The 21377-nt window shown below is 70.6% G+C and carries 30 protein-coding genes and 1 tRNA gene; 18 read left to right on the plus strand and 13 right to left on the minus strand.

Annotated features, from left to right (window positions below; translation table 11 throughout):
• Positions 1 to 60 precede the first annotated feature (60 nt).
• Together OG885_RS21595 and OG885_RS21600 are read left to right on the plus strand one after the other, a co-directional pair.
• Entirely contained in the window at positions 61 to 1068 is a 1008-nt protein-coding gene (locus OG885_RS21595; RefSeq protein WP_405734076.1) for a Yip1 family protein, read from the plus strand.
• Positions 1069 to 1261: 193 nt separating this feature from the next.
• A complete protein-coding gene (locus OG885_RS21600; RefSeq protein ID WP_405734078.1) occupies positions 1262 to 1483 on the plus strand; it encodes a hypothetical protein in 222 nt (73 codons plus the stop codon).
• A gap of 356 nt (positions 1484 to 1839) precedes the next feature.
• Here the strand turns inward: OG885_RS21600 and OG885_RS21605 are convergent, their stop codons facing one another.
• Complete coding sequence (locus OG885_RS21605) at positions 1840 to 2361, minus strand: phosphoribosyltransferase (RefSeq protein WP_405734080.1); 522 nt, start codon at positions 2359 to 2361, stop codon at positions 1840 to 1842.
• Positions 2358 to 2933 (minus strand): dCTP deaminase, encoded by a 576-nt coding sequence (gene dcd, locus OG885_RS21610; RefSeq protein WP_037735257.1) that lies wholly within the window; start codon positions 2931 to 2933, stop codon positions 2358 to 2360. The genes OG885_RS21605 and dcd overlap by 4 nt, the downstream gene beginning before the upstream one ends.
• Before the next feature lie 515 nt (positions 2934 to 3448).
• On the opposite strand from dcd, the gene OG885_RS21615 reads away from it, so the two are divergent.
• Positions 3449 to 3522: transfer RNA gene (locus OG885_RS21615), tRNA-Gly, on the plus strand.
• A gap of 333 nt (positions 3523 to 3855) precedes the next feature.
• On the opposite strand, the gene OG885_RS21620 is transcribed toward OG885_RS21615, so the two are convergent.
• Complete coding sequence (locus OG885_RS21620) at positions 3856 to 4041, minus strand: hypothetical protein (protein ID WP_405734082.1); 186 nt, start codon at positions 4039 to 4041, stop codon at positions 3856 to 3858.
• On the minus strand, positions 4001 to 4300 hold the full coding sequence (locus OG885_RS21625) for a hypothetical protein (RefSeq protein WP_405734084.1): 300 nt from the start codon (positions 4298 to 4300) through the stop codon (positions 4001 to 4003). Before OG885_RS21625 ends, OG885_RS21620 begins: the two co-directional genes overlap by 41 nt.
• A 59-nt stretch (positions 4301 to 4359) precedes the next feature.
• Between OG885_RS21625 and OG885_RS21630 the strand changes: the two genes are divergently transcribed.
• Positions 4360 to 5094 carry an IclR family transcriptional regulator C-terminal domain-containing protein gene (locus OG885_RS21630; protein ID WP_405734086.1) on the plus strand — a complete coding sequence of 245 codons (735 nt, stop codon included), beginning with the start codon at positions 4360 to 4362 and terminating at the stop codon, positions 5092 to 5094.
• Positions 5095 to 5398: 304 nt separating this feature from the next.
• Here the strand turns inward: OG885_RS21630 and OG885_RS21635 are convergent, their stop codons facing one another.
• From OG885_RS21635 to OG885_RS21645, 3 genes are read right to left on the minus strand one after another with little or no spacing between them, the layout of a single operon-like run.
• Positions 5399 to 5842, minus strand: a complete 444-nt coding sequence (locus OG885_RS21635; protein ID WP_405734088.1) for a PIN domain-containing protein — start codon at positions 5840 to 5842, stop codon at positions 5399 to 5401.
• Positions 5839 to 6099 (minus strand): CopG family transcriptional regulator, encoded by a 261-nt coding sequence (locus OG885_RS21640; protein WP_405734090.1) that lies wholly within the window; start codon positions 6097 to 6099, stop codon positions 5839 to 5841. The genes OG885_RS21635 and OG885_RS21640 overlap by 4 nt, the downstream gene beginning before the upstream one ends.
• A gap of 14 nt (positions 6100 to 6113) precedes the next feature.
• A complete protein-coding gene (locus OG885_RS21645; protein ID WP_405734092.1) occupies positions 6114 to 6755 on the minus strand; it encodes a hypothetical protein in 642 nt (213 codons plus the stop codon).
• 291 nt (positions 6756 to 7046) lie between these two features.
• Here OG885_RS21645 and OG885_RS21650 point away from each other — a divergent pair, with 291 nt between their 5' ends.
• The 8 genes from OG885_RS21650 (at position 7047) to OG885_RS21685 (ending at position 13510) form a co-directional block, all read left to right on the plus strand.
• Positions 7047 to 8213, plus strand: a complete 1167-nt coding sequence (locus tag OG885_RS21650) for a sensor histidine kinase (protein ID WP_405734094.1) — start codon at positions 7047 to 7049, stop codon at positions 8211 to 8213.
• Positions 8210 to 8875, plus strand: a complete 666-nt coding sequence (locus OG885_RS21655) for a response regulator (protein ID WP_405734096.1) — start codon at positions 8210 to 8212, stop codon at positions 8873 to 8875. Before OG885_RS21650 ends, OG885_RS21655 begins: the two co-directional genes overlap by 4 nt.
• A 124-nt stretch (positions 8876 to 8999) precedes the next feature.
• A complete protein-coding gene (locus OG885_RS21660) occupies positions 9000 to 9443 on the plus strand; it encodes a DUF5990 family protein (protein ID WP_405734098.1) in 444 nt (147 codons plus the stop codon).
• A gap of 426 nt (positions 9444 to 9869) precedes the next feature.
• Positions 9870 to 10073 carry a cold-shock protein gene (locus tag OG885_RS21665; RefSeq protein WP_093912074.1) on the plus strand — a complete coding sequence of 68 codons (204 nt, stop codon included), beginning with the start codon at positions 9870 to 9872 and terminating at the stop codon, positions 10071 to 10073.
• Between the two features lie 260 nt (positions 10074 to 10333).
• Positions 10334 to 11836, plus strand: coding sequence for a DEAD/DEAH box helicase (locus tag OG885_RS21670; protein WP_405734100.1), 1503 nt, complete (start codon positions 10334 to 10336; stop codon positions 11834 to 11836).
• A gap of 49 nt (positions 11837 to 11885) precedes the next feature.
• Positions 11886 to 12233, plus strand: a complete 348-nt coding sequence (locus OG885_RS21675) for a hypothetical protein (RefSeq protein WP_405734102.1) — start codon at positions 11886 to 11888, stop codon at positions 12231 to 12233.
• Between the two features lie 46 nt (positions 12234 to 12279).
• On the plus strand, positions 12280 to 12591 hold the full coding sequence (locus OG885_RS21680; protein ID WP_405734104.1) for an SCO5918 family protein: 312 nt from the start codon (positions 12280 to 12282) through the stop codon (positions 12589 to 12591).
• Positions 12592 to 13156: 565 nt separating this feature from the next.
• Positions 13157 to 13510: a MerR family transcriptional regulator gene (locus tag OG885_RS21685; RefSeq protein WP_405734106.1), complete on the plus strand. Its 354-nt coding sequence runs from the start codon at positions 13157 to 13159 to the stop codon at positions 13508 to 13510.
• A gap of 248 nt (positions 13511 to 13758) precedes the next feature.
• Here OG885_RS21685 and OG885_RS21690 read toward each other — a convergent pair whose 3' ends face one another.
• From OG885_RS21690 to OG885_RS21700, 3 genes are all read right to left on the minus strand, one after another.
• Entirely contained in the window at positions 13759 to 14163 is a 405-nt protein-coding gene (locus tag OG885_RS21690; protein WP_405734108.1) for an STAS domain-containing protein, read from the minus strand.
• A 192-nt stretch (positions 14164 to 14355) separates the two neighbouring features.
• Positions 14356 to 14565 (minus strand): hypothetical protein, encoded by a 210-nt coding sequence (locus OG885_RS21695; protein WP_405734110.1) that lies wholly within the window; start codon positions 14563 to 14565, stop codon positions 14356 to 14358.
• 5 nt (positions 14566 to 14570) lie between these two features.
• Positions 14571 to 15143, minus strand: coding sequence for a DUF5994 family protein (locus tag OG885_RS21700; protein ID WP_405734112.1), 573 nt, complete (start codon positions 15141 to 15143; stop codon positions 14571 to 14573).
• A 306-nt stretch (positions 15144 to 15449) separates the two neighbouring features.
• Here OG885_RS21700 and OG885_RS21705 point away from each other — a divergent pair, with 306 nt between their 5' ends.
• Genes OG885_RS21705 through OG885_RS21715 form a run of 3 tightly spaced genes read left to right on the plus strand, consistent with a single transcriptional unit; the run spans position 15450 to position 17802 of the window.
• Positions 15450 to 15806 carry a PRC-barrel domain-containing protein gene (locus tag OG885_RS21705; protein WP_405734114.1) on the plus strand — a complete coding sequence of 119 codons (357 nt, stop codon included), beginning with the start codon at positions 15450 to 15452 and terminating at the stop codon, positions 15804 to 15806.
• Positions 15807 to 15858: 52 nt separating this feature from the next.
• Positions 15859 to 16029: a hypothetical protein gene (locus OG885_RS21710; protein ID WP_405734116.1), complete on the plus strand. Its 171-nt coding sequence runs from the start codon at positions 15859 to 15861 to the stop codon at positions 16027 to 16029.
• 24 nt (positions 16030 to 16053) lie between these two features.
• Positions 16054 to 17802 carry a SpoIIE family protein phosphatase gene (locus tag OG885_RS21715; RefSeq protein ID WP_405734118.1) on the plus strand — a complete coding sequence of 583 codons (1749 nt, stop codon included), beginning with the start codon at positions 16054 to 16056 and terminating at the stop codon, positions 17800 to 17802.
• A 31-nt stretch (positions 17803 to 17833) separates the two neighbouring features.
• Here OG885_RS21715 and OG885_RS21720 read toward each other — a convergent pair whose 3' ends face one another.
• The 3 genes from OG885_RS21720 to OG885_RS21730 form a co-directional block, all read right to left on the minus strand.
• Positions 17834 to 18514 (minus strand): hypothetical protein, encoded by a 681-nt coding sequence (locus OG885_RS21720; protein WP_405734120.1) that lies wholly within the window; start codon positions 18512 to 18514, stop codon positions 17834 to 17836.
• Positions 18511 to 18867, minus strand: a complete 357-nt coding sequence (locus tag OG885_RS21725) for an STAS domain-containing protein (RefSeq protein WP_405734121.1) — start codon at positions 18865 to 18867, stop codon at positions 18511 to 18513. Before OG885_RS21725 ends, OG885_RS21720 begins: the two co-directional genes overlap by 4 nt.
• Positions 18868 to 19439: 572 nt before the next feature.
• Positions 19440 to 19922 (minus strand): DUF5994 family protein, encoded by a 483-nt coding sequence (locus OG885_RS21730; protein ID WP_405734122.1) that lies wholly within the window; start codon positions 19920 to 19922, stop codon positions 19440 to 19442.
• 169 nt (positions 19923 to 20091) lie between these two features.
• Here OG885_RS21730 and OG885_RS21735 point away from each other — a divergent pair, with 169 nt between their 5' ends.
• The 3 genes from OG885_RS21735 to OG885_RS21745 all read left to right on the plus strand — a co-directional run bounded on the left by OG885_RS21735 (position 20092) and on the right by OG885_RS21745 (position 21210).
• A complete protein-coding gene (locus OG885_RS21735) occupies positions 20092 to 20343 on the plus strand; it encodes a hypothetical protein (protein ID WP_405734123.1) in 252 nt (83 codons plus the stop codon).
• Between the two features lie 160 nt (positions 20344 to 20503).
• Entirely contained in the window at positions 20504 to 21055 is a 552-nt protein-coding gene (locus OG885_RS21740; protein ID WP_405734125.1) for a DUF5994 family protein, read from the plus strand.
• A 5-nt stretch (positions 21056 to 21060) separates the two neighbouring features.
• A complete protein-coding gene (locus OG885_RS21745; protein ID WP_405734127.1) occupies positions 21061 to 21210 on the plus strand; it encodes a hypothetical protein in 150 nt (49 codons plus the stop codon).
• Positions 21211 to 21377: the final 167 nt, after the last annotated feature.

Here is a 21377-nt window from a genome sequence, read left to right on the forward strand (position 1 = left end):
GTCCTGGAGGGCTGAGGCGACAGGAACCTCGCGGTACCCCTCGGGGATCCCCCGTAAGGGATGTCACAGCTCGGCAGCAAAGCCGGGTCCGAACCCTCGGGCCCGGCACGTCACTCTCCGGGAGCAGGTACGTTCGAAGGCGTGGCTGGATTCAGGATCGGACGCGGCCGGGACAACGGCGCTCCTCATACGCGACCGCAACAACCTCCGTACGGGCAGCAGGCCCCGCAGGGACCGTCGTACGGCGGCTACCCCGCGCCGCCGCAGCCGTACCCAGGGCAGCAGCAGGGGTACGGCGGCGGTCACCAGGGCGGTGGCTACGACGAGCCGGAGTACTTCGGCGACGGCGGCTACGGCCACCAGGGCGGCCAAGGAGGGCATGGGGGCCAGGGCGGCCAGGGCCACGACCCGTACGCGGCGAACAACCCCGGTCACACCCAGGCCTTCTCCGTCGGGGAGGACCCGTACAACCAGGGCGGTACGTACCGCGCCGGCTCCACGCCCCCGCCCCCCGCGGGCCCCGTCGGCCCCCGCCTGCACTGGAAGGCGCTGCTGAGGGGCATCCTCACGGCCCCCAACCAGACCTTCCTCCAGATGCGCGACTACACGATGTGGGGCCCCGCCCTCATCGTGACCTTCCTCTACGGCCTCCTGGCCGTCTTCGGCTTCGACGGCGCCCGCGAGGAGGCGATCAACGCCACCCTCTCCAACGCGGTCCCGATCGTCCTGACGACCGCGGTCGCGATGGTCCTGTCGTCCTTCGTCCTGGGCGTGGTCACCCACACCCTGGCCCGCCAGCTCGGCGGCGACGGCGCCTGGCAGCCCACGGTCGGCCTCTCCATGCTGATCATGTCCCTGACGGACGCGCCCCGCCTGGTCTTCGCCATGTTCTTCGGCGGCGACGCGACCTTCGTCCAGGCCCTCGGCTGGGCCACCTGGGTGGCGGCCGGTGCCCTGCTGACCCTGATGGTCTCCAAGTCCCACGACCTGCCGTGGCCGAAGGCGCTCGGCGCGTCCGCGATCCAGCTGATCGCCCTGCTGTCGATCGTGAAGCTGGGGACGTTCTAGGGGTCCAGGCGGGCCATCACCGCATCGAAGACCTCGGTGTACGCCGGGCGGTCTGCGGGCGGTGGCGGCCGGTGGACGATTTTTGTCCTACCGGCTCACAAAGCAGCAGGTCAGCGGCGTGGCACGGCGGTTCTCGTCGTGATCTGTGCCGATGGCCACAGCGAGCGGGGTGCGCGGAGGCGCATACTGAGCCATGACAAAGCCTGCGGCATCGAAGCGTCATCTGCCTACCAGCCCCTTCCGGGCCCCGGTCACACCGGCCACCAAGCACTTCGCCGAGGGCGACCGGGTCAGCCACGACATGTACGGTCTCGGGCGGGTGATCGGCGTCGAGGACGGCATCGCGGCGCTCGTGGACTTCGGCGCAACCCAGATGCGGATCCTGAGCCCGTACACCAAGATGACCAAGCTGTAGGACTGCTGTGCCCGGTCGCGGCACACCGGGCCCCGTCCGGGGCCTGTAACGAAAGGCAGACTTCCCATCGACGCAACGTCGCTGTTCTCCGCCGTGGAAGGGCAACCCCGCCGTTCGACGGCACCCTCGCCGCCTCCGACGACGAGCCCCTTCCAGGCACCGGACTTCGGAGCGGACGAGCTCTCCTGGTCCGAGCCCGAGGACACACAGGAGCCCGCCCCGGTTCCGACTTCGGTCCCGGCCAGGCGTAAGGCACGGCCCAGGGCCGCGTAGCGGCTGTCGTGCAGACCATGATCCGCAGCAGGAGAGCCCCTTGACTGATCGTCAAGGGGCTCTCCTGCTGCGGATCGGACCGCTCAGACCGCTTCCTTGTTCTCCTTGGGCGCCTCGCCCGCCTTCGCCACCGGAGGCAGCACGCTCCACGGGAAGTTGATCCAGTCGTCGGTCCGCTTCCACACGTACTCGCACTTCACCAGCGACTGCGACTTCTCGTAGATCACGGCGCTGCGCACCTCGGCGACGGCGTCGAGGCAGAAGTCACGGACCAGCTTGAGCGTCTTGCCGGTGTCGGCGACGTCGTCGGTGATCAGGACCTTCTTGTCGGAGAAGTCGATCGTGTTGGGGACGGGGGCCAGCATGACCGGCATCTCCAGCGTCGTCCCCACCCCCGTGTAGAACTCGACGTTGACCAGATGGATGTTCTTGCAGCCGAGGGCGTACGCCAGCCCGCCCGCGACGAACACCCCGCCCCGGGCGATGGAGAGCACGATGTCCGGCTCGTACCCGTCGTCGGCGATGGTCTGCGCGAGCTCACGGACGGCGGTGCCGAACGCCTCGTAGGTCAGGTTCTCCCGCACGCCCGCGCCGCCCTCGCTCATACCTGGGTCCGGTGGAAGTTGAGGAAGGAACGGGAGGCGGTGGGCCCGCGCTGCCCCTGGTACCGGGAGCCGTACCGCTCGCTGCCGTACGGGAACTCGGCCGGCGAGGACAGCCGGAACATGCACAGCTGGCCGATCTTCATGCCGGGCCACAGCTTGATGGGGAGGGTGGCGAGGTTCGACAGCTCAAGGGTGACGTGACCGCTGAACCCCGGGTCGATGAACCCGGCGGTGGAGTGCGTGACGAGCCCGAGCCGCCCGAGCGACGACTTGCCCTCAAGCCGCGAGGCGAGGTCGTCAGGGAGGGTGATGACCTCGTACGTGCTGGCGAGCACGAACTCCCCGGGGTGGAGGATGAACGGCTCGTCCCCCTCCGGCTCCACCAGCCGCGTCAGATCGGCCTGCTCCACGGAGGGGTCGATGTGCGGGTACCGGTGGTTCTCGAACACCCGGAAGAAGCGGTCCAGCCGCACGTCGACGCTCGACGGCTGCACCATGGATTCGTCATAGGGATCGATCCGCACGCGCCCGGCATCGATCTCGGCCCGGATGTCCTTGTCTGAGAGAAGCACGTCCCGAGGATACGCAAGGCGCGCGGACCGATTCGCATCGGAGGCCGCGCGCCGCTGTGACTGCGTACTGCCGCTTCTACTGCCGCTGCTTCTCCAGGGCCACCGGTACGACGCTACGGAGCCGAGCACACCGTGGGCATCGGACCAGCCGGCCGGGGCCGAGCCGCTCGGCCTGCTGCATCGGGAACGAAGCGGTGCTGAACACGTGCCCATCGGCACAGCGGACGACGGTGCTTTCCATCAAGTCCTGTAGTCCCTTCCCCAAGAGCCCCGTCCGACTGCTGCTCGCCGGACGACAAATGCCACATTACGGGATGGAAGGAACGACTCTCCAGGCGGCACTCCGGCCACTCCCGGACCCTCTCCCACCCCTCCACCGTACGCCCCAACTCCGGCCCCCCGCAGCCCTGTCACCGCCCTGAAACGCACTCAGACCCCACGGGCTTCAGCGCCGGGGGTCTGACATGAGGTACAGTGACGAGGCATTACGACACCGGTCTCAACCGGCGTCTTACGCGGGTGTAGTTTAATGGTAGAACATCAGCTTCCCAAGCTGAGAGCGCGAGTTCGATTCTCGTCACCCGCTCCATTTGAAACCCCGGGCCAGCCGCCTGGGGTTTGTGTTTTGCCATCGACTATCCGGCGTTTTTCACCAGGCGTGAAACCAAAGGTTCAATCTCGGTAGGCCACCGCGGCCTCGCTGCCGGACTGATCACGTCGTGGACAACGCGCGGAAGCTCCGCGTCGAAGTGCAGTGGCGATGGTCGGCGTTGATGACGTCGATGTCGTGCTGCGCCACATAGCGGCCGAGATGCTGTCGCGGTCCCGCCGTTTTCGCCTGGACATCCATGACCGCACAGGTGCTGGTCGCCGCAGGCGCCCCCGGCAGGACCCGTGCGTCGTGCCGGGGGCGCTCTCGGTCTCAGGAGCGCGCAGCGGCCTCCACGCCTACCGCTCCTGCGCGTCCTGCCGGGCGCCCGCGTCGTGCGAGGGGCACGAGGGTGATCGCGGCGGCGCCGAGGACGGCGGTCACGGCGAACGTGGTGAAGCCGAGGCCGGTGGCACGTTCACCGGGCGCGTAGATCCGGGCGGTGGCGGCGTACACCATCACCTGGGCACCAGATCGCGGAGACCTTCACCGGACCGAACTTGTCGGCGGTGCGGCCCGCGATGAGCATGCCGACGATGCCACCGGCGTTGATCACCATGAGGAAGGTGATGGAGGAGGAGAGCGAGTAGCCGGAGGCCCGCGTCAGCTCGGGCAGCCAGGTGGAGACGCCGTAGACCAGCAGGACACACCGCGAAGAGCCTCGCCGACGCGGTGCTGCCGAGGCTGCGGGAGGAGGCGGCCGGACTGTCGGCAGCACAGACCGCCGCCCCTGGACCGTCCGGCACGAGCGATGACCCGCGGCAGCGGGCAGCGGACGTGGCGCGCGACGCCAAGCACGAGCTCGGCTCCGGATTTCTGCAGTCCCTGGCCCGCGGCCTGGCCGTCTTGCGTGCGCTGGAGGACGCACGCGACGCGGGCCTGCCGGTCACCGCCATCGCCCAGTCGACCGGGCTGCCGCGGACCACGGTCCACCGCTGCCTGCTCACGCTGCTGAACGAGGGCTACGCGGCCCGCGCCGGCCACCTCTTCCGCCCTCTCCCCCGCGTCCTGGAACTCGGCTACGCCAGCCTCTCCGCCCTGACCTTCTCCGACATCGTCCAGCCGCACCTGCGTGACCTCGTCACCCGCGTCAAGGAGTCCGCGTCGGTGACGGTCCTGGACGGCACGGACATCCTGTACGTGGCGCGCGTGCCGATCGCCCGCGTCATGAGCGTCGACATCACCGTCGGCACCCGCTTCCCGGCGTACGCCACCGCCATGGGGCGGGTCCTGCTCGCAGGGCTCCCCGAGCGCGAGCGGGAGCATCTGCTGGCCGCCGACGGCCACGCGCTGATCGACCAGGAGCTGGAGGAGGGCCTGCGCTCGGTGGCCGTCCCCCTCCGGAACGCTCACGGCCGCGTCATCGCCGCCCTGAACGTGGCCCAGCACTCGGGCGAGGCCCCCCTCACCGAGACCGGCGACGCGCTACTCCCCGCCCTGCGGCGGACCGCCGCCGCCATCGAGGCCGACCTGGCCACCGCGGCGCGCTTTCACACCCTGCGCGTGCCGTAGCGCGACCGGCGACGATCCTTCGACGACCAGGAGAACTGGACCGAGCGGGCCGTCCCGATCCCCGGCGAACTCACCGACGACCTCTGCGCCCGCGCAGCCTGCCGATGTACGGCGGCGACACCTCTTCCGGACGCCGCCCTGGCGCAGCTCCGAGCAGCGGTGCACACGACGACCGCCTGCGCGGCGCTGACCCCAAGCCGTCGACCGCATGCCGCTGCTCTTGTCCTCGTCACCGCACGGCGCCGCGCCCACAACGTGCCCTTCAGAGCCTGTCCTCAGTGACAGCGACCGGCGCTTTCCTGATTCAGAGTGGCAGATCGTCGGGCAGCACCCGGAATGCCTTGTGGCGACCGAGCGGCCGTACGGCTCGGAAGTCACGTCGGTCGAGGGTGAGGATCGCGTCGGTGTCGTAGTCCGCGGCCAGCGCCACGTTCACCGCGTCGGCGAGGTCGAGATCCAGAGTGCCGTAGCGGACGCGGACGGACTGGGCTGCGCCCAGGTGGTCCTCCGTGATCTCGGGCAGGACGACCCGGCCCCGGCTCATCCAGCGGCGGAGGTCGTCGACCGCGCTGACGGCGGCCTCTCGCCCGAGCTCGCGCGTGGCCACGTGGTCGAGTTCCGCCAGCAGGAGGGGGGACATGACCAGGAGCCCGGCGGACATGATCGCCTCGTTGGCCGCTCCGTGCTCCGGGTGCGTCGAGTCGAGAGCGGCCAGGAGGCCGGATGTGTCCGCGATGACGATGATCACGCTGCAGTTCCGGGGTCCGTCTCGCGCCGGACCGCGTCGGCGACCGTGTCACGAACCTCGGCCTTGGACCGGGTGCGTCCCGGCCCCTCGAACGTCCGCGAGAACAGCGGTTCGTCCCACACGCGGTTGGCCATGGCGGCGAGATGGATGCCCTGGCGGATGATCTCGGCCTCGCTTATGCCGCGGCGCTTGGCCGCCTCCTTGATGATCGCCAGGTCATCGGGGTCAGCGTAGACGTTCGTGCGCTTCATGGACATGTACCAAGGGTAGGTCATGTACCAACATGATGTATGCCCGTTACCCGGTTCGGGTCAGTGGTGTGCTCCACGTCTGGGACCGTGCGCCACAGTGCGGCGGAGAGCCAGATCAGGATGCCGCCGACCAGGACGTGCAGCGCGCTGGTGAGCGGGGAGTCGGGCAGCGCGGTCAGGAACGCGAAGAGCGGCACGACCACGGCGTACCCCCACGACGGGACCCTCGGGAAGACCCGGGCGCGGATCATGGCCGCCCCGAACAGGGCGCTGCCCACGGCGAAGACGGCCGCGGAACCGATGAGTGCGGGGACAGTGGGGCCGGTCAGGGTCTCGTCGATGATGTCCTCGTCCAAGTAGAAGAGCACCAGGTTCGACGCGAACGCGGCACCGCCGAACAGGCCGAGGCCGATGAGGTTCACGGTGGCGGCGCTTGTCCCGAGGCGCCCGGTGGCCGGGCCCTGGCGCCGATGCAGTGCGGTGAGCAGCGGCAGGGCGAACGCGGGGGCGAGGGCGAGCGGGACGCTGGTCGCCGAGGTCTCTCCGGTGAACGCCTCGACCAGGCCGGGCAGGGCGATCAGCAGGCCGGCCAGCACGCCGCACAGGGCGCCGGCGCGCAGTGTCGACGAGGTGAGTGTCGATGAGGTGACGGATGAGGGCATGGGGCTGCTCCGGTTGCTCGGACGGTGGGTGGTTGCTCGGACGGTTGACTGCCGGTTCGAACGGTGAGTGCCTGCTCGGACAGCGGGCCCGGGTCGCAACCGTAGGAGGCGGCCGGACGGCGTCGGGAGGTGAAGGACGTCGTGCACCGACGGCCGGAAGTCACCGCCCTACGGCGACTGCGGGCCGTTCGGCACATGCCGTCGGGCTCGATCCGGCCGTGATGTGCCCGCCGGTGTCCCGTGGCGGTCGTGGTCGGCCTAGCCTGGCGGCAACGGGGTGAGGGGGTCCGCATGGCGGCGTATGTGCCCGTGCGGTGGGTGTCGCCGCTGCTGTACGGCGTCGTACTGGTGGGTGGTCTGTACTCCGCGGCGGCCGGCCTGGACGACAGCCCCGGGCCGGCGGGGTGGCGGACGGCCGGCTTCGTCACCGGGATCGGTGCGCTGTTCGCCCTGGAGACGGTCGGCCGCCGTCGGCCCGCTGCCCGGGTGCCGCTGCTGCTGGCCCGCTGCACCCTGATCGGAGCGGTGGTGCTGCTGGACGCCTCGGGGCTGTCCCAAGTGCTGTTCGTGCTGGTGCCGTTCACCGCTTACTTCGCTTTCGGCCGGACAACCGCGCTGGCGCTGGGCACGCTGTGTCTGGCCGGATTGCTCACCACGTACCTGCTGACCTCGCCCCGCTGGTACCGCGAACAGGAGCACGTGGCCGACCTGTTGATGCTCTGCGTCGGGCTGGTGCTGGCGATCTCGATGGCGGCGGTGGCCGTCGGCGAGCAGCGCGCACGGCTCGAACTGGAGGCGTATGCGGCGCGGGTCGCCGAATTGTCCGCCGCCACCGAGCGCAACCGGCTGGCGCGGGACATCCATGACAGCCTCGGTCACCATCTCACCGCGATGTCCGTGCAGTTGGAGATGGCCTCGGACTTCCAGCGCCTGGACCCCGACGCGGCCCGGCGGGCACTGGACGAGGCACGGCGATCGGTGCGGCTCGCGCTGGGCGACGTACGGCAGTCGGTGCGCGCTCTGCGGGACGGGGCGACGCGCCCCACGCTGTCGGCGGCGCTCGCCGCGCTGGCGCAGGACGGTGCGGCGCGGCCGCGGGTCACCGTCGAGGTGCGCGGCGACGAGGACGGTTACGGCGTGGCCGAGCTGACCGCGCTGTACCGGGCCGCGCAGGAGGCCGTGACGAACGCGCGCCGCCATGCGCGGGCCTCACAGGTGACGGTTGTGGTCCGGTTGGCCGGGGGCGCCGCACGGCTGGAGGTGACGGACGACGGTCGCGGCTTCGCACCGGCCGCGGCCACCGCCGGGTTCGGGCTGCTCGGCATGCGGGAGCGGGTACATCTGGTGGCGGGGAGCCTCGATGTCGACAGCAGCCCGGGCGCCGGCACCCGGGTGACGGTGACGGTCCCGCGCGGGACGACGGCGAAGTCCTCGGTGGACGGGGAGGCAGTGTCATGAACGACGAGGAGCCTGAGCAGGCGGCGCCCGTGCGGGTCCTGGTGGTGGACGACCAGCGGCTCATCCGGGACGGCATCGCCTCTCTGCTGTCCATCCGGCCGGGCATCGAGGTCGTCGGCACCGCCGTGGACGGCCGGGATGCCGTGGCGAAGACTCTGGAAACGGAGCCGGACGTCGTGCTCATGGATGTCCGGATGCCGCAGATGGACGGTGTCGAGGCGGTCGCCGTCCTGCGCGACCGGGCGCCTGAGTGCCGGGTCGTGATGCTGACGACGTTCGACGACGAGGAGTACGTCGTGCAGGCGCTGCGGGCCGGCGCGCGCGGCTATCTCCTCAAGGATCTGCCGGCCGAGGCACTCGCCCACGCGGTCCGCCTGGCGCACGCGGGCGTCACCCAGCTGGACTCGTCGGTCGCCCGCCGTCTGACCGTCTTCCTGCCTCATCCCGAACCAGCCGCCGAGGCTCCCGCCGTCTCCCTCAGTCCGCGCGAGACGGACATCCTGCGGCTCGTGGCACACGGGCACACCAACAGGGAGATCGCCGTGCGGCTGTACCTCAGCGAGGGCACGGTCAAGAACCACGTCTCCCGCATCCTCAAACGCCTCGCTCTGCGCGACCGCACCCAGGCAGCGCTCCGTGCCCGGGACCTCGGCCTGCTGTGACCCTTGGCCGTCGCCGGCCGGACGGCCCTGCCATTGCCCATACACCCAGGTCAGAAGCCCTACAGTGCTGCAAGCGCCGTCGCGTACACAACTCACCGCCGACGATGGCGGGATGATGGCCGCCATGCGCATCCGCATCGACGCCGTCGACCTGCCCGGGCTCACCCGCCCCGCCCACGGGAACATCCACATCGCCGTGCAACGCCGGGACCGTCCGGCCGAACTCCTGGAGCCACAGCCCGGCGACGCACCGTCGGCGACCTGGACCCTGGAGTGCACCACGAGTTCCTCGCCGACCGGCACCGAGGTCAAGGGGCCCTACGTGCAGGACCGGCTGGGCCGACGGTTCATCTACCTGTCGTGGGGCACGGTCGACGAGGCGGGCATCTTCACGATGTTCCGCCGCGCCAAGCTCATGCTCGACGTCATCCCCGCCGACGTACTCGCCACCGCCGCACGCGACGGGCTGCTGGTCGGACGGCTCGGCCTGACCGACGCGCAGGGCGGGCCCCTGTGCGGACGCGTCGAGCCGCCGCACATCACCTGGACCGCCGCACGCGCCGGCTGAGAGCGAGGCGGCACGCCTGTGGCCGTCGGCGTCGTACCCCTTCTGGCCGATGTGACCTTCATCGCGGGAGTGGTGTCTCGGCGGGGTGGCCGGTGCCCCATCCGCTGGTGACGACAGCAGCAGCGCACGGCTCATCCCCGGAGGTCATGGCGCTGTGGCCGGAAGCACTCGGCAGGACCACTGCATCCGCGCGGATCAATATCTGTATCCGCGAAGTGAGAAATAGGTGCGGCGCACGGCGAGTATTCCTCGATCACTGATCGCGGTGGAATTATTTGCCCGCGCAGGCCGATCGCGGCGTGCTAATGTCGATCTCAGTTGCAGGTGTGGTTGCCAGAAGGTTTATTTTCCGACGGGTTAATCAGCACGGCGACGCGGAATCCGCACAGGGCGAATTCCGTACCTCGTCTCCGAAGGAGAAATGACATGGCTACTGGCACCGTGAAGTGGTTCAACGCGGAAAAGGGCTTCGGCTTCATCGAGCAGGACGGCGGCGGCGCTGACGTCTTCGCCCACTACTCGAACATCGCCACCCAGGGCTTCCGCGAGCTGCAGGAAGGCCAGAAGGTGTCCTTCGACATCGGTCAGGGCCAGAAGGGCCCGACGGCCGAGAACATCGTTCCTGCCTGACACCAGCAGCAACGCATACTTCGCAGCTGGGGCCCGCACCTTGGGGTGCGGGCCCCAGCTCGCTGCATTTCAGGGCGCATGACGGAATGCCTCACAGCATCGCCGCATCACCGCATCATCGAACGGTGATGCGATTACCCCCGTCGATCCGAATCGGCGCCCCTCATCTCCGGCCCGTTCTCGCGATTCTCTGCGCCGTTCATCTTGCTGCGGAATCTCCTTGCTACGTGCCCACGTGCTCACATCGAGGAAGGTTCCGCTTGAACCGCGCACGCACCGCACCCACGACCCGCACAACCCGCGCCTCCGACCGCTCGCGGGGGTCTGCCGCCCAGCGCTCGGGAGCGTCACGGCGTTCCAACGGCTACGAGCGTCGGCCGGCCGCACGCCAGGGCGAGTTCGCGCTGCCGAAGACGATCACGCCCGCACTGCCCGCCGTCGAGTCGTTCGCCGACCTCGCCCTGCCGGCCCCGCTGCTGGCCGCACTCGGGCACGAAGGCGTGACCGTGCCGTTCCCCATCCAGGGAGCGACCCTGCCGAACTCCCTCGCCGGACGTGACGTGCTCGGCCGCGGCCGTACCGGATCGGGCAAGACCCTCGCTTTCGGTCTCGCGCTGCTGGCCCGTACGGCGGGCCGGCGCGCGGAGTCACGGCAGCCGCTCGCCTTGGTCCTCGTCCCCACCCGCGAGCTGGCCCAGCAAGTGACCGACGCGCTCACCCCGTACGCCCGCTCCGTGCGGCTGCGGATCGCGACCGTGGTCGGCGGAATGTCCATCGGCAGGCAGGCCGGGGCGCTGCGGGCCGGGGCAGAGGTCGTCGTCGCGACGCCGGGTCGGCTCAAGGACCTCATCGGCCGTGGCGACTGCCGGCTGGACGACGTCGCCATCACCGTCCTCGACGAGGCCGACCAGATGGCCGACATGGGCTTCATGCCGCAGGTCACCGCCCTGCTCGATCAGGTACGGCCCGAAGGACAGCGGATGCTCTTCTCCGCCACCCTGGACCGCAACGTCGACCTGCTCGTCCGCCGCTACCTGAGCGACCCGGTGGTCCACTCCGTCGACCCCTCCGCGGGAGCGGTCACCACGATGGAGCACCACGTACTCCATGTGCACGAGGCGGACAAGCACCGGACGACCACCGAGATCGCGGCACGGGACGGCCAGGTGATCATGTTCCTGGACACCAAGCACGCCGTGGACCGGCTCACCCAGCACCTGCTGAACAGCGGCGTCCGCGCCGCGGCCCTGCACGGCGGCAAGTCCCAGCCCCAGCGCACCCGGACCCTCGCCCAGTTCAAGACCGGACATGTGACGGTACTGGTGGCGACGAACGTCGCCGCCCGCGGCATCCACGTCGACCATCTCGACCTGGTCGTCAACGTCGATCCGCCCACCGACCACAAGGACTACCTGCACCGCGGCGGCCGCACCGCCCGCGCCGGCGAGTCCGGCAGCGTCGTCACCCTCGTCACCCCCGGCCAGCGCCGCGCCATGAGCCGGCTGATGGCTTCGGCCGCCATCACCCCCCAGATCACCCCGGTGCGTTCGGGTGAGGCGGAACTGAGCCGTATCACCGGGGCCCAGGCCCCTTCCGGAATTCCCGTCGTCATCACCGCCCCCGCCGCGGAGCGCCCCCGCCGCGCCGGGTCGTCCGCGGCTTCCTCGCCCCGAGGCCGCCGCGCCCGTCCCGCCCAGGGACACGCCACCGGACGAGCGGGGCGACGCAGGACGCAGCGGCCCGCCCTCGACCCGGCTGCCTAGAGGCATCGATCAGAAGCTCACCCATCCCCGAACCCCCGAGGAGACAGCTTTGACACCGGTACAGACACGGCGGCAACGAACGGCTCTCTCCCCCTGGAGCGCGGTCGACGACATGGACGCGGCCGGGCCCCGGGTCCGGGACGACATGACCGTCGAGGTCGCCCTGGCCGTCATGGCCGGTGCCGGTGTCGAGTACCTCCTCCTGTGCGACGGGGACGACGCGTGCACGGGCTCGATCACCAGGGCCGAACTCGCCGCTCACCGCCGCAGTTCCACGTACACGGACCGGCTCCGTCTACGGGACGTCCTCGACGGACCGTTCGCCTCGCCCGCCCCTCGGCCCGTCGCCGTCGGGGAACACGGGCGGGCCCCGGGCGTCCTCGCCCTCTCCCGCTGATCCGCCTCACCCGGTCAGCCCGTACTCCTTCTCCCTGTGAGGCATCATGCGCTGTGTCATCGCCCGGTACCCGTTCGATCTGACCAAGAGCGGAGTGCTGGCCTCGATGAGGGGCGTCACGCCCGAGATCGTCACGGGTGAGTCCGTGACCATCGGCCGCCGCCGCTACCCCGTCAAGCAGGTGGGCCAGGTCATCACCCGACAGGACCGCCGCGACTTCACCGGCGGCGAAGTCATCCGGGCCATGACCCGCCTCGGCTTCACCTGCCATGCCCACCCCGACGCCGCGCCCGTGCGTGTCCTGACTCCGCTCCAGACCGCGTCGACCCTGCTCGGCGCCGCCTCCATGGACGTATGAGGCCAGGCGGCCAAGCCGCCACCAGGATCCCCCGTGAGGGCCCTGCCGACATCTGTCGGCAGGGCCCTCACTGCCGTCTCGCCGTCCGTTCTCCGCGACTGGACCGCCGGCCGCAACGGCCTGCGTCACCCGTTGTCGCAGGTGGCAGGGTATCTGTTCCCCCGAAGAGCCGAAATCTACTCTTGTGAGAGTAGACATTGGGCCCCGGCGCGGTTAGCCTTCTTCTCGTAGACACCGGTCAAGCGAAACCCGGCAGACACGAACTGGCGGGTGGCAGTAGCGCAGTACCAGTTCACCAAGCAGTTGGTTCAGCGAAAGGACGGAGGACACAGACGCCATCAGGATCGCCCGGCCCGGGGAGCACCCGGCCGGGTACCGCAAGACCCCGGATTGGAAGGTGGTCCCCGGTCACGCAGCCGCGATCCCCGCACCCCCCTCTACAGGGCTGGTAGCGGAAACAGAAGGTCGGCACAGCAGTAGGGCCGACAGATGGTGTTGAATTTCCTTCGGGGCCCTGGTGCCGTACGGCACCAGGGCCCCTCGACGCGTTGCGCAACGAGGTGACATGACAGCAGATATCCCCCTCAGTGATCGTCTGGAAGACGATGACTACCCCGCATACACCATGGGGCGGGCCGCCGAGATGCTCGGCACCACCCCGGCTTTCCTCCGAGCCATCGGTGAGGCCCGGCTGATCACTCCGCTTCGTTCGGAGGGCGGACACCGCCGGTACTCCCGCTACCAACTGCGGATCGCCGCGCGCGCCCGCGAGCTCGTCGACAGGGGCACCCCGATCGAGGCCGCGTGCCGCATCGTCATCCTTGAGGACCAGCTCGAGGAAGCTCAGCGCATCAACGCCGAGTACCGGAGCCGTGCCAAGCGCGAGGCGCCCGACAGCTCCCTCCCCGGTGCCGGCTGATCACGTGGGCGCGTGCCGGTCGGCTCGAACGCCGCGGCCGGTGAACCCGGTGTTCAGTTGGCCTGAATGACCCGCCTCGTCATGACGCCCAGGGCCTTGGACCGGCCCCGGACCTCGTCTCCCGGCCCCTCCGACACGACGATGTTCGTCGTGTGATGAGCGCTCGCATGGCCGTCTCGCTGTCCTGCCGGCCCAGCAGGGTCGTGCGCACGGCCGACGGGGTCACTCCGTCATAGGACACCAGCAGCTCACCCCCTGAGCAGTCGTGAGGCGGGGATGACGGCTTCGACCGGCCGCGGTGCGGCGGCGGTACGGCGGCTGTCCCCGGCCATGACGTGCGGTCCGTGGAGCAGGAAGCCGGAGCCGGTGATCTCGATGGCGCGGGCCATGACCGACGGCGGACGGTGCAGCCGGAGGGCCGTTCCGGCATAGGTGGCCTGCCGGAACGCCGCGAGGAAGACGTTGAGTCCACTGACGTCGCAGAAGGTGACCTCCACGAGATCGACGTCGACGGTGCGGATGCCGTCGCGCACGCATCCGGTCAGCGTGGCGCGTACGAGCGAGACGGTGGCCAGGTCGATCTCTCCCGCGAAGGTGATCAGGGTGCGGTCGCCGTGGTCGTCTCGGTGGACGTGCAGCTGGGGGAGCAGCATGGCTCCTCGATTCGGGGAGTCGGGACGAGTCTCGGGGGACGGGACACGCGAAGACCCCGGCCTGCGATGAGTGGTGCTGCGGCCGGGGTCACGAGCTGCGGTGTAGCGGTATGTGTCGGTCGGTCCGTGGTTCGGATCAGCCCGTTCGTTCGTTCGGTGACGGAGGGGAGTGAGTGCCGGAGGGGCGGGAGTTCACCCGGCCCTCTTACGGATGCGGCGCCGGGGGCGAAGCCCCCGCTTCCGCCGTCCCGACGATCCCGGCGGTCCCGCGACCGGCATTCCGGAGCGGCCGTAGTGGAAGGTGGCGATGCGGTCGCCGTGCAGTGCGTCGAGCCGGTGGATGAGGAACGCCCCGAGGGCGACGATCGCGACGAGCACCAGCGCGGTCACCAACGTCTCCATGGTGCTCACCAGCTGCCTGTCGTCCGTACGGCCGGTTCACGGGCCGTATGTCCGCCTTCGGTGTCCCAGACCGCCTGCACGGCCCGGTCCGCCTCGGACACCACTCGTCGGCGCGCCGCCTCCTCCATCAGCCGGCTCGCGGTCGACGTGCCCAGTGGGTCGCTCGCGGCGGCCATCAGCCAGGCGGCCGAGACGGGGTCCGTACGCGGCGGGATCACGAGGAGGTTCCAGCGGCCGACGTGGTACGAGAGCAACAGCAGTTCGTTCGGGTCCTGTTCGGCCAGGAACCAGCCCACCTTCACCACATGCCCGGCGACGGGCACCTTGCGCGGGACGACCGGCCAGTGGGTGGGATTCACCGTGACGCGGGTGATCCGCCCCCACAGCGGGTCCAACACGGCGGTCAGAGAGGGGAGTTCCGCCGGCAGGTCGCGGGAGCGGGGCCACCAGGCGCCGTCCAGCAGCGCCGGTGCGGAACCAGGGGGAGCCAGCGACAGGCGAAGTGACGAGGACGAGGACCGGTCTTCGGCTTCGTTTTCGTGTGCGGCTGCCGTCGGGAGGGAAATGGTCGCAGTCATGACGCGGACCCTGCCCCGGGCCGGCCGCGAACCGGCCCGGCATATTCGATCGCCGAAAACGACACGAGCAAGGAAGCCGGTGCGCGAAATATCCTCGGTAATTCCAGGGTACTCCTCGAAGAGGTCCTACGGACCGGACAACCGGCCAAGGAACGACTTCACACGCACCCGTGTTCCGACACAGCCCCGTGGGTCCACCCGTGGGTTCCATCCCATGACGACGGCGGGATGTTTCGGCCATACGATGACAAGTAGGTCGGCCCGGCCGTCGTACCACCGATGGAGCGCGCAGACAGGGAGCAGGGCATGATCCGTGCAGCCGACATCCGTGAGTGGCGCAACCTTGCCGTGGTCGACCCGAAACAGCGCAAGATCGGCATGCTCGAAGGGGTCTACGTGGACACGGCCAGCGACGAACCGGCCATGGCCACCGTCCGTACCGGGCTGCCCACCCGCCACCGCCTGGTCTTCGTCCCCCTCGACGACGTGATCCTCGGGCCCGGCTACGTCAGGGTCTCCTACGACAGGGGACGGGTGCGGAAGGCCCCCTCGATCGGTACGGACGACGTGCTGCCGGCCGAACAGGAGGAAGAGATCTTCCGGCACTACGGCATGAAGTACCAGCCGGGAGCAGGGGGCGAACGTCAGCTCGCCCGCCGCTGACCACAAGCGCCCCACCCGCCGCACCCGCCGCACGGAGGAAGTGATCACGTTGATGGCGCTGTTTCTTCTGTTCGTCCTCGTGGCCGTAGCGCTGGGAATCATCGGTACGGCAGCCGACGGCCTGGGCTATCTCCTGGCCATCGGTATCGCGATCTTCGTCGCCGACCTGGTCTTCTTGGCGGTACGGCTGTCCCGGCGCACCAGACGGCGCCCCGTCCGCTGACGGCCGCCACGACTGGAGGGCGGCATGGTGGAGGACGCGGGAGGTGACGGGTCGTCGTGGCCCGCGGCCGGGCCGGGTTTCTGGCCGGAGGTCATCGAGCAGCTGGGCACCGCCCTGTTGGTGTTGGATCCGACCGGCCGGATCCTCGCCGTCAACCCGGCCGCCGAACGGCTGCTGGACCGGACCTCCCGGGCGATGCGCGGGAGGGACGCCCACGAACTGCTGCACCGGAACACCGACGGCGGCACGCTCCTACGGGAGCAGTGCCCTCTGCTCCGGTCACTGGCCGAGGGGGTCGCCGCACAAGGGGAGGGCAGCTACCTGCGCGGTGACGGTCGGCTGGTCACGATCTCCTGGTCCGCCTCCCCCCTGGCGGCCGGCGGCTCCCTCAAGGGCATGGCGGTGCTCTTCACCGACGTCACGGGTGACCATGGCGCACGCCGTGAACGGGCCGCGTACACCAGCGCGTTGGAGGACCTCAACGAGCGGCTGACGCTGGTCGCGGAGATCACCGACGTACTGGGGCAGACCCTGGAGACCGACGAGGCCCTGGCCCGGCTGGGCCGGCTGCTGGTCCCCCGTCTCGCCGACTGGGCGGCGGTGGACCTCCGGGCCGGTTCCGGGCAGGTCCATCGGGTGACGGTGACGGGTCCGGCAGGCCGGGACGCCGTGCTGGAGGGCGGGCGCGAGCGCCTTCCCGAGGCGACGGAGGGAGACCGTTCGCCGCTGGTCCAGGTGCTGAACGGCGGTGCTCCCGTGCTGCGGCAGGAGGAGGCGCCGACCTATCCGCCGCAACGGGAGAAAGCGCGGACGGCGGCCCCGGCCGGCTCCCCGCTCGCCGCCCTCCACGACGACTTCCTGCGCACCGTGCGAGCGACGTCGGTCATCACGGTGCCGCTGGGCGCCAGACGGCAGATCACCGGCGCGCTGACGCTGGTGCGCACCGATCCGGCGCACCCCTTCGGCCCCGCCGACCTGGACGTGGTGAGCGACATCGGCCGCCGGGTCGGCCTGGTCCTCGACAACGCCCGCCGGTACGGCCGCCAGCGCGCCGTCGCCGAGGCGATGCAGCGCAACCTGCTCGCCCCGCTGCCCCAGCCGGGCCGCCTGCAGCTGGCCGCCCGCTACCAGCCCGCTCCGGTCGGCTCCCAGGTCGGCGGCGACTGGTACGACGCCTTCGAGCTGAAGGACGGCGCGCTCGCGCTGGTCATCGGGGACGTCGTGGGCCACGACCTGACCGCGGCGGCCGGGATGGCCCAACTCCACGGCATCCTGCGGTCCCTGGCCTGGGACCGGGCCGAACCGCCCGGTGCCGTCGTCGACCGCCTCGACGACGCCATGCCCGCCATCACCACCGTGTCGATGGCCACCCTCGTCCTCGCCCGCGTCGAGGGCGACCCGCACACCGGTCCCTGGACCCTGCGGTGGACCAGCGCCGGGCATCCGCCGCCCCTGCTCCTGGCCCCCGGCGGACAGGCGCAGTACCTCGAAGCCGGACAGGGACTCCTGCTCGGCGTTCCCCCGGGCGCGGGCTCGACCAGGCCCGACGCCACGCTGCCGCTGCCCCCGGGCGCCACCCTCCTCCTCTACACCGACGGCCTGATCGAGATCCCCGGCAGCGACCTCGAATCCGGCCTGGTCCGGCTGCGCCGCCACGCCCTCGCGCTCGCCGACGCGCCGCTGGACACCCTGTGCGATCAGCTGCTCGCGCGTATGCCGCCCGGCAGTACGGACGATGTGGCCCTCTTGGCGCTGCGGCTGCCGGCGCCGTGACAGCCCCGGCCGTCGACCGCGTCGGTGGTTGTCAGTAGGGCCGTTGGGTGCGGCTTTCGTGTGCGAGGCCGTCCGGGCGGGTGGCCGTGCGTGGGCCGGTGGGGAGGATCAGGGCCCGCAGCAGGACGGGGTCCGACGGGCGCAGGGCCGTGGGATCCGGTGGCCGGCGGAGCGAGCCGACGTCCTGCCATCCCCACGACAGGAAGGCGTCGCAGGTCGTGGCGTCGGTCTCGGCGACCAGGGTCGCCCCGAGCGAGGCATGGTGGTCGGCGAGCAGCCGCTCCTGGAGCCTGCGGGCGAGTTCCCGGTCCGCCGTATGGGGGTGTACGACGATCTCGGTGACGGCGAAGACGTGCCCGGACGCGGTGAGTTGTTCGACGCGCTGCGGAAGGATCCCGTCGAATCCGCGCCACCAAGTCCCCTGGCGCGGAACGGGGAAGCCGTAGACGCATCCGGCGAAGGTCGTGTCCTCCGCGAGCAGCAGAGAGAAGCCGAGCCGGCGGACGGCGCTCGCGAGCCGACCGAGAAACGCCTCTCGGCCCCGGTACTCCTGGCCCGGCTGGGCCCGGGTGGACTCCACGTACAGGTCGGCCAGCTCCTCCCGCACGGTCTCGGCCTGCCAGCGGTTCAGCCGGCGCAGGCGTAACGCGTGGGCGGGAGTCCGGGTGCCGGTCTCGCCCCGAGGCTCCTCCGGGGAGAGCGGGGCGGTCACGAGCCACCGCCCTGGTGGGTCGATGACCGGGCGGCGTGGGGCCCGTCGAGCAGGAAGCCGGTGCCGCTGACCTCGATCATGCGGGCCACGGCCGGTGGCGGGTAGTGCAGTTGGAGGGCCGTACCGGCTTCGCCGGCGAGCCGGGATGCGTCGAGGAAGGCGCTGAGTCCATCGGCGTCGCAGCGGGTGACCGCCGTGAGGTCGACATCGACGGTGCGGATGCCGTCGCGCACGCAGGTGGCCAGCGCGGCGCTCACGAGCGGGGCGGTGGCCAGGTCGATCTCTCCCGCGAGGGTGATCAGCGTGTGGGTGGTGCGGTCGTGCCGGTAGACGGCCAGCGGGGGAAGGAACATGGCTACTCCGTTTCTCCGTTCGGAGGTGCTGTCGGAGCGGCCGGGGTCCCGGGCTGCGGGGTGCGGGCTGTGGGGTTGCGCGGTGAGCCTGGCAGTGCGTCAAGTGGTCGTCCTACCGGCTGATGCGGCAGCCCTGCGGTCACGAACGGGATCCGTGGCCCAACGGCCGGATCGCGGGGCGCGTATCCGTCTTCGGAGTCCCGGGCCTCTCCCACGGCCGGGTCGGTCTCGTACACCGTCCGCAGGCTCGCGGCCTCTTCCATCAACCGGCTCGCGGTCGACGTGCCCATCGAGTCGCTCACGGCGTCCATCAGCCAGGCGGCCGGGACGGATACCCCGTGCGGGGCGGCGGAGGACGAGGAGGAGATGGGCGCAGTCATGACGCGGACCCTGCCCCGGGCCGGCCGCGAACCGGCCCGGCATATTCGATCGCCGAAAACGACACGAGCAAGGAAGCCTGTGCGCGAAATATCCTCGGTGATTTCAGCCTACTCCGCGGACCCGACGAACGGACCGGACGAACGGAGCCGGACGAACGGACCGGGGGCGACGGTCGTCCCCTACGGCCGTTCTCAAGTCGGGGGCGCGGTGCGTCCGGTCCCCGTGTCGATGAGGATCTGTTCGGCCCGCGTCGCGCTGTCGGCGCGGACGGCCTCGGTCATGGCGGCGCGTGCGGCCTCGGGGGTCGCGTGCGGCGGAATCACGAGGAGGGAGAAGAGATCCTGCTCGCCCCGGGTGACGAGGACGGTGTCGTCACCGACCGGAGAGGAGTCGATGTGGACGACACGGCCGTCGACGGTCATCCGCGTCGGCAGCCGCTCCCAGGCGTCGGCGTCCAGGCCGACGCGGGTGATGGGTCCGAGGTACTCGGTCAGTGCGGTGATCAGGGCCGGAAGTTCGGCGGTGACGTCGCGAGAGCGAGGCCACCATGCCCCGTCCAGCAATCCCTGCCGGTCGTGTGTCGTCTCCAGCCGCACCACAGCCGTCCCGGGCCGCACGGTGTCGTGCACGGCGTCCGGCAGAAGCCGGGTCATACGAGAGCCGGAGTCTGACATCGTTCTCGCCTGCCTGCCCGGAACATGGAAACCGTACGGCTTCCTCGTTTCACGGTACTCCGGTGTTTCACTGTGTCCCCACCCGTGGCACATGCCCGGAGTACAGTGAAAGATCCATTCCGTCCCGTGCCAGGACATCGAACCCGGGCCATTGAACTCCGAGGTCGCCATGCAGCCCACGGAAACACCCTCGGACGGACATGCCGAAGTCCGTATCGTCGCCGCCTCCCCCGAGGTCGCCCGCCGGGTCGCGGAGGTGCTCCGCCACTGCTTCGCCGCCACCGAACAACGCAGTTACCCCGCGTCCGCCGACGGCGGAACCCGCCTGCAGCTCACCGTGGACACCACGCGCGCGGCCGAACCCGCACGGACGTGGCTGGAGACCAGCCGGTCCACGGAGCAGGCCCGTCGCCGCACGTGAGACGGCCGCCCTCGAACGGTCCGCCCGGACCCGTCGAGGAGTAGCGTGAACACATCGGGAGCATTTCGCGCACCGGCCCCGACGCCGGTGTCGTTCCCGGTGAGTGACAACACCGGGCGGCTGCCTCCCGCAGAGGTCCGGAGACAGGTTCGTTTACGCGATGTCAGCGATGTCAGCGCTCCCCACCTCCCCGCTCCCCACCTCACCGCACATCCCGACAGCGCGCCTCACGCTGAAGTCCGAGAGCCTTTCCGTCGGGCCCACCGACCTGGACGGCGCCTGGTGGCCCCGGTCCCGCGATCTGTCGATCGAGCTCCCCGCCCTGGCGGACGTACTGGACCCGCTGTGGGGACGGATCACCCGGATCGCGGTCAACCCCCGCAACTGGCCGGTCATCCCGCCCAGGATCTACGTCAACGGCCATGTGGTGCGGGTCGGTTGGTTCACCACGGAGCTGGATCCGCACGCGATCCTGCTGATGTCCTTCACCGCGGGCTCCTGGAACCTCCTGGTCGTCCCCCCGGAGACCGGCGCCCCCTCGGCCGACCGGCTGATGGCCGCCGCGGGCGCGGACACCGGCCCCCCGATCACCGCGAGCGCGCTCATGGCGGCGGAACGAGCCCGCCGGGGGCACCCGGAGGCCGGCCTGGACGGCAGCGGCGGCGCCCTCCCGGCACCTGTCCCGGGTCACCGGCTCGCCACGGGGGCCTGACCGCCGTGGGCACCGCCCTGTCCGTGAGCGCCCTGCTGATCCTGGTCGTCGCCGCGACCCGCCTGGTCCACCGGTTCGAGGCGCGGCAGAACGTGGGTGCGTGGAGCCGGTTCCGTCGGCAGGCCGCACCGGAGAACGACAGCAGCAGCACCTAGGGGTCAACCAGGTGCTGCAGAGGCCCTGCGCACGGCGAAAGCCACCCCTGCTCGGAGGGATGGGCCGCAGGTGCCCGCATCCCGATCTGCGGTACGGCGACGGCCCGGGATACGTGATGTACTGCGGTGTCCGGGCGGCGCCCCGCCCCTCGGAACCCCGCCCGCGG

Source organism: Streptomyces sp. NBC_00028, from assembly GCF_045041065.1.
Classification (GTDB): domain Bacteria; phylum Actinomycetota; class Actinomycetes; order Streptomycetales; family Streptomycetaceae; genus Streptomyces.

Excerpts from the sequence above, each read along its gene's own strand:
- OG885_RS21595 (WP_405734076.1), top strand. The coding sequence starts at position 61 with ATGTCACAGCTCGGCAGCAAAGCCGGGTCCGAACCCTCGGGCCCGGCA.
- OG885_RS21600 (WP_405734078.1), top strand. The coding sequence starts at position 1,262 with ATGACAAAGCCTGCGGCATCGAAGCGTCATCTGCCTACCAGCCCCTTC.
- OG885_RS21605 (WP_405734080.1), bottom strand. The coding sequence starts at position 2,361 with ATGAGCGAGGGCGGCGCGGGCGTGCGGGAGAACCTGACCTACGAGGCG.
- OG885_RS21620 (WP_405734082.1), bottom strand. The coding sequence starts at position 4,041 with ATGGTGTACGCCGCCACCGCCCGGATCTACGCGCCCGGTGAACGTGCC.
- OG885_RS21640 (WP_405734090.1), bottom strand. The coding sequence starts at position 6,099 with ATGTCCATGAAGCGCACGAACGTCTACGCTGACCCCGATGACCTGGCG.
- OG885_RS21645 (WP_405734092.1), bottom strand. The coding sequence starts at position 6,755 with ATGCCCTCATCCGTCACCTCATCGACACTCACCTCGTCGACACTGCGC.
- OG885_RS21650 (WP_405734094.1), top strand. The coding sequence starts at position 7,047 with ATGGCGGCGTATGTGCCCGTGCGGTGGGTGTCGCCGCTGCTGTACGGC.
- OG885_RS21655 (WP_405734096.1), top strand. The coding sequence starts at position 8,210 with ATGAACGACGAGGAGCCTGAGCAGGCGGCGCCCGTGCGGGTCCTGGTG.
- OG885_RS21660 (WP_405734098.1), top strand. The coding sequence starts at position 9,000 with ATGCGCATCCGCATCGACGCCGTCGACCTGCCCGGGCTCACCCGCCCC.
- OG885_RS21665 (WP_093912074.1), top strand. The coding sequence starts at position 9,870 with ATGGCTACTGGCACCGTGAAGTGGTTCAACGCGGAAAAGGGCTTCGGC.
- OG885_RS21680 (WP_405734104.1), top strand. The coding sequence starts at position 12,280 with ATGCGCTGTGTCATCGCCCGGTACCCGTTCGATCTGACCAAGAGCGGA.
- OG885_RS21685 (WP_405734106.1), top strand. The coding sequence starts at position 13,157 with ATGACAGCAGATATCCCCCTCAGTGATCGTCTGGAAGACGATGACTAC.
- OG885_RS21690 (WP_405734108.1), bottom strand. The coding sequence starts at position 14,163 with ATGCTGCTCCCCCAGCTGCACGTCCACCGAGACGACCACGGCGACCGC.
- OG885_RS21695 (WP_405734110.1), bottom strand. The coding sequence starts at position 14,565 with ATGGAGACGTTGGTGACCGCGCTGGTGCTCGTCGCGATCGTCGCCCTC.
- OG885_RS21700 (WP_405734112.1), bottom strand. The coding sequence starts at position 15,143 with ATGACTGCGACCATTTCCCTCCCGACGGCAGCCGCACACGAAAACGAA.
- OG885_RS21705 (WP_405734114.1), top strand. The coding sequence starts at position 15,450 with ATGATCCGTGCAGCCGACATCCGTGAGTGGCGCAACCTTGCCGTGGTC.
- OG885_RS21710 (WP_405734116.1), top strand. The coding sequence starts at position 15,859 with ATGGCGCTGTTTCTTCTGTTCGTCCTCGTGGCCGTAGCGCTGGGAATC.
- OG885_RS21715 (WP_405734118.1), top strand. The coding sequence starts at position 16,054 with ATGGTGGAGGACGCGGGAGGTGACGGGTCGTCGTGGCCCGCGGCCGGG.
- OG885_RS21725 (WP_405734121.1), bottom strand. The coding sequence starts at position 18,867 with ATGTTCCTTCCCCCGCTGGCCGTCTACCGGCACGACCGCACCACCCAC.
- OG885_RS21730 (WP_405734122.1), bottom strand. The coding sequence starts at position 19,922 with ATGTCAGACTCCGGCTCTCGTATGACCCGGCTTCTGCCGGACGCCGTG.
- OG885_RS21735 (WP_405734123.1), top strand. The coding sequence starts at position 20,092 with ATGCAGCCCACGGAAACACCCTCGGACGGACATGCCGAAGTCCGTATC.
- OG885_RS21740 (WP_405734125.1), top strand. The coding sequence starts at position 20,504 with ATGTCAGCGATGTCAGCGCTCCCCACCTCCCCGCTCCCCACCTCACCG.